This is a genomic window from Buttiauxella sp. (genome assembly GCF_035271705.1).
In the GTDB taxonomy this organism is placed as follows: Bacteria; Pseudomonadota; Gammaproteobacteria; order Enterobacterales; family Enterobacteriaceae; genus Buttiauxella.
On record NZ_DATERI010000178.1, the window covers coordinates 1 to 5,238 of the forward strand.

4 protein-coding genes and 1 pseudogene are annotated in these 5,238 nt (G+C 48.0%); 3 read left to right on the forward strand and 2 right to left on the reverse strand.

Translation table 11 applies throughout. The features are described 5' to 3' along the window. Nucleotides 1-137: pseudogene (locus VJY99_RS16235) on the forward strand (LysR family transcriptional regulator); the annotation flags it as partial. 233 nt (nucleotides 138-370) lie between these two features. Continuing rightward, nucleotides 371-1,258 carry a serine hydrolase domain-containing protein gene (locus tag VJY99_RS16240; protein ID WP_324120301.1) on the forward strand — a complete coding sequence of 296 codons (888 nt, stop codon included), beginning with the start codon at nucleotides 371-373 and terminating at the stop codon, nucleotides 1,256-1,258. A gap of 180 nt (nucleotides 1,259-1,438) precedes the next feature. Here VJY99_RS16240 and VJY99_RS16245 read toward each other — a convergent pair whose 3' ends face one another. Beyond that, on the reverse strand, nucleotides 1,439-2,332 hold the full coding sequence (locus VJY99_RS16245; RefSeq protein ID WP_324120303.1) for a dihydrodipicolinate synthase family protein: 894 nt from the start codon (nucleotides 2,330-2,332) through the stop codon (nucleotides 1,439-1,441). 194 nt (nucleotides 2,333-2,526) lie between these two features. Beyond that, nucleotides 2,527-4,080, reverse strand: a complete 1,554-nt coding sequence (locus VJY99_RS16250) for a bifunctional UDP-sugar hydrolase/5'-nucleotidase (protein WP_324120305.1) — start codon at nucleotides 4,078-4,080, stop codon at nucleotides 2,527-2,529. 132 nt (nucleotides 4,081-4,212) lie between these two features. Between VJY99_RS16250 and VJY99_RS16255 the strand changes: the two genes are divergently transcribed. Further along, nucleotides 4,213-5,238 (forward strand): cytoplasmic protein (locus tag VJY99_RS16255; RefSeq protein WP_324120307.1); only part of this gene is annotated, 1,026 nt, incomplete at its 3' end.

The window sequence follows — 5,238 nt, forward strand, 5'->3', positions numbered from 1 at the left end:
AGGCCGCACCGTTACCCGTTTATCTGCTTTATCCATACGCGAGCTATTACCCGGCACGTCTGCGCAAATTTATCGAGCTGATGAAAGAAGTGATGCCTCACGTGAGTGGCGCGCGTTCTGCTCAACGCCATGCTTAAGCCCGACTCCAGATAGATAACTCATTCTGAATTTATTTTTTACTTCAACAGCTTAGTGCATTGTAATACCAATATCAGATTCTCGCTCTTAGCTGCCTAAGGGCCTCCAACTGGCAGCTGTGTGCCAAAAATGGTCGTTCAAAACAGTTCAAATGGCAGATTTTCGGCTCTGAAGAAGAGTAAATGAGATATATAGTCGAGCAGTCGATCCGATCAACACTCCTGGTACGCTAATGCTCAGTTCCCTCGTGTCAAATGGACGGTTACAAACGTCTGACCAGTCAGAACTTATAACTCCTTGGTGGAGTTTTACTAAAACGGTCCTGGCTGCGACAGCTCTGTCGCTGGTGCGTGATGGGCTGACAGGACTGGACGCCCCAATTCTTGATCAGCCTTTCACGTTACGACAGTTATTGCGGCATGAGGCAGGTCTCGCCGATTATGGAGAGCTTGCGGAGTATCACTTTGCCGTGACGAACAATGAGTCAGCCTGGTCGGCAGATGAAATGATGCAACGCCTTGACGGCGCTCAACTCCGGTACAGTCCCGGTACCGGTTGGCGCTACTCGAATGTTGGCTATATGCTCATCGGCAGACTGATTGAACGGCTAACCGATCTGTCGCTTGATGATGCAGTGAGTCAACGTGCGCTAACTCCTCTTGGCATGTTGAACGTTCGCTTCGCTAAAACGCGAATAGACTTGCAAACGGTCTATCCTGAAAACACCTCGAATTATGACCCCGCCTGGGTCTTCCATGGTTTGCTGACCGGCCCAGTTTCACAGGCAGCGCTATTTCTGGATCGCCTCCTTTCCGGATACCTTCTCTCTGACGGTCTGCTCCGGGAAATGCAGGAAGCACGAACACTGGGTGGCCCGATCCCCGGGCGGCCATGGCTGACCACAGGCTATGGCCTTGGTGTGATGCAGGGTTCGGTTGGCGATGGATTCTCTCTGTGTGGACACACAGGATGCGGGCCTGGCAGTGTTATTGCCGTTTACCGAACCTGCGACGGTAATACACCGGTTTGTTGTGCTGCTTTTGGGGCGGACATCAGTGAAGGTTGTGTCGAAACGTTTGTTGCAGGGCAACTGAAGCAATACCTGCGGCAGGAAGGCTGAGGACCTCCAATTTTTGTGGAGCTCATGATGCCAGGCGCTACCGGAATCAGGCAGCTTCGTGTTGTGGGTTCAACCGGTCGATGCAACGCTATCCATTGGTTGAACTCACAGCCAGGAGCGGTCGTTCATCGAGCGCCACGGAAAGAACACTCCACAGATGTAAAAGCCGTGGCGAGTCATTTATGCCAGAAACTGCAACTTCTCTAATGCCTCTTCAAGTGAGACTCGTTCTTTACCGACCAGCGATTGTAACGGGAAAGGCAGGCAGGGGGCTGACACGGTTCCCATGATTTCAGCCACTGCTGCAATCACTCGCAAGCTTCCGTGACGGCGGTAGAACACCCACAGAGGTTCAAGAGCCATATTAAGCTGATGCGTTTGGCTTTCGTCCCCGCGCAATGCCGCCTGAGTCAGGCGCAGGGAATAATGAGGGAACAGTCCTCCGAGTACGGAATACCAGACATCACAGCCAGCAATCAGACCGGCAGCAGACTGGGCATCACCACTTATTCCGATAGTGACGCCTTCTGAGACCCGGTTTTTTAGGCTGCTTACTCGTTTCTGTGCCGCACTTGGGTCAACCGGGAAATCACTCAGTTTTATCGAACCGACGTTGTTCAAATACGACAGTGCGACCAGTAACTCATCAGTAAATTCAAATCCGGTGGTGGCAGCATTGTCGTAGATGCAAAGCGGAACGGACAACTGCGTAGTGACTCGCTCAAACAGCCGGAACACTTCATCAGAGCTGAGTTTTTGATATGAGAGTGGCGCAAGCAACACGCCACTCACACCGGCTTTCTGTGCATCCTCCGCCAGCCTCAGCACTTCTTCGGTGCTGACATGACCAATGCTGGTCATCACCGGGATATCGGCAGCCGCGCTGACAGCCAGTTTTGTTGCTCTGTATCGCTGCTCCCGGGTCAGATAGGCATAACTGCCCGTCGAACCCAGCGCCCCGATGGAATTAACACCTGCACTGGCCAGGTTCTCAATCAACGATATAAATGATTTTTCTTCAATTTCACCGCTCACAAGGGGAGTAAGAGGGAATGCACTCAAACCTTTAAACATGGCTGATTCCTATTAATATGTTCCTGACATCCATTACTCATTTAAACTCTTCTGCAATGACATAGCGTCTTTTCATTATCTGTCCTGAATTTATTATTAGCTCGCAATTATTTATTGTTATCAACTGGGTGCAGGACAGACCAACTACCAGGAATTAACATTCTGCATGTCAATTCCTGGCAACATCCTTACATTTATTTTTTCACATCAGCAACGCGCATACCGTTAAGTTGTTCATCAGTGATGGTGTTACCTGCTTTAAAGTAATCGATCACAGCTTTGTAAACAGAATACCCACCTGTTGTATTACGCGCATTACCCTCGGTAAACGCGGTGAAGCCGTCACCACCATCAGCAAGGAAGTTTTGGGTAGCAATGTGATAAACCGTCGCATCCACAATCGCCTTACCATTAAGTGTAAGCTCCAGGACCCGTTGTCCAACGGGTTTACTGCTGTCGTATTTCATTTCCAGGCCTTTTGAGACCTGCAACACTCCGTTACTTAAACTTGCGCCATGTTCCATCAAACTACGTAATTGTTTACCGGTAAGATCCATAGTGACCAGATCGTTAGGGAATGGGAACGTACTAATAACATCGCCCATCGTAATCGTGCCAGACGGGATCTCACTGCGGATACCGCCTGAGTTGGTTAAGGCTAACTGTGTGTTTTTACCCGCAGCGGCCAGCAAAGCATCCGCCGCCAGGTTGCCCAGTGATGCTGATTCACCATATGCACGTGTTAATTCAACCGGCGACTGCGCCACTTTCTGTCCTACCACTTCATCGAGTTTCTTATTCCAGCCGTCGATCACCTGCTTCGTTTGCGGGTCGGGCTTCCACTCATCTGCGTAAATGGTTTTAAGTTCGAAATTTTTCATCGTAAAGCTATGTGGCTTGGTGTAGTCCAGTACCAGTTTCCCCACATCGATACCGCCGCTATCGGTTGAGAGGATTAGCGTATTGCCTACTTTAATCGGTTCCGGCGTACCGACATGCGCATGTCCGGTAATCAGAATATCCAGACCTTTCACCTGGTTTGCGGTTTGTATATCTTTATCCAGCGCACGACGCACATCGGTGTTTCCTATACTGGACTGACGGGCAGGCGTGCCTTCATGAACCAGCAATACGGTCAAATCCACTTTGTCCTTAAGTTCATCGATATAACGCTGTAACCATTTAATTTCGTCCCGCGCTTCAATACCTTCGCGCATTGCAGCAGAAACGGTATCATTGAAGGCAAATACGCCGTGCAAACCTATAACGCCAATTTTCACGCCATCTTTTTCAATAATGGTATATGGCTTATCCCAGAATGCTTTATCGCTGTTCTGATAAAAAATATTGCCCTGCACAATGGGGAATTTCGCCTGGCTAAGCTGGAGCAACGCATTATCCCAGCCATCATCAAATTCATGATTGCCCATTGTGACCGCATCAAACGGCATGGTATTCATAATATCGATGATGGCCTTGCCCTTGGTTAAGCTGCTGATATAAGGGCCGGTAAAATAGTCACCTGCATCAAAAAACCATGTTGCTTTACTTTTGGCTTTTTCCTCTTTTACCAGAGTGGTGATATTCGCCCAGCCACCCACATCCCGTTTACCGTCAGCAATCCATGGCACTTTATAAGGTTCCACATGAGCATGGAGATCATTAGTATAAATAATGGTGACATCCTTGGCGCAGGCCCAAAATGGTAACGTCAACACAATACCCGCAGCGATTAATTTTATCTTCATAATCAATTCCTTTCAGTTTTATAAAGATTCGCTACTTTACGTTCTGAAAGGGTTTTTAATGCGTGTCTGCTCACACAATTAAGCAAGAACTATGAGGCAAAATCATCGACCCATTGAAATCGTTGGTGACTAATATTGACTCTATTTACGATTAATACCTGCAAATCGTTTGGTTGCCGCAATTTAGGGCTGCCAATATCGGCATCTGCAGATTACAGTTGGCCAGACTACAGACTGGGATATCCAGCATTGCACTGCCGGGCATGTGGGAGTTATCCCCCTCTGTTTGATGAACAACAATTTAATGACTGGCTGTCTGCTCACTTAAGTGCATATGCCTCAGAAAACGGTCATTTTTGTCCTGAATGTTATTGCCAAAAAACTATTTGTTATGGTCATAACCCACGGGGAACACAGCGCGTTCAGTGCCGTGTCTGCAGAAAAGTCTGGACACCCAAACAGCAAAAACAAAGAAATAGAGTCCCCCCGGAACGAATTGAAACTGTTCCACTTATTGTGCCGTTTCAGGGGAGTAGTGCAGAACAGAAACTGTATGTTCTACTCAGTTTCGATGCCACCTGCGGTAATATTCTTCATATTTCCACGAATTTTACTCAGCATTTCATTGGTGAAACTCTGCGGTACCGCTGGCGCGGGAAAATTGAGCCTGATTTGCATCATAGCAATATCGTAAATCGCGTTGATTTGCGCGAGACGCAATTTTTAAGCCGGAGCCAGTTTGATGAAATTCAGTATGGAAGTGCGGTTCTCAAACGTAACGGCAGAGGCGCAATTTTGCGTCCAGTTATCGCAGCTCACGGGCATTTTCGAGTATTGAGCATCCTTTTTCCTAAGGTAAAGATACATGTTATTTCACACGAATGTTTTCTTCGGGGAGCCGTCATTACTGCTTGGGCAGATCTGTTTCGCCAACGGCAAGGTGAGCTTTGGTTTATAGAAGAGGAAATAAATGACAGTGATAGTAATATCCCCTGGGATTTTCAGGGAATAACACAGCATGGCTGGTGGCAAGGTCAATGGCAGCTTTGGGCGCAGAAGAAAAATCGTAAGATGGTTTGCTCATTAACGGGCGGGGATAGCAATAACGCTAAAACGCTCTCTTTAACGGCCAGCAGGCATTTTATCCACTGGCTATAC

Bases quoted from the DNA above. Each gene is read 5' to 3' on its own strand.
- VJY99_RS16250 (WP_324120305.1), bottom strand. From the start codon at position 4,080: ATGAAGATAAAATTAATCGCTGCGGGTATTGTGTTGACGTTACCATTT.
- VJY99_RS16240 (WP_324120301.1), top strand. From the start codon at position 371: ATGCTCAGTTCCCTCGTGTCAAATGGACGGTTACAAACGTCTGACCAG.
- VJY99_RS16245 (WP_324120303.1), bottom strand. From the start codon at position 2,332: ATGTTTAAAGGTTTGAGTGCATTCCCTCTTACTCCCCTTGTGAGCGGT.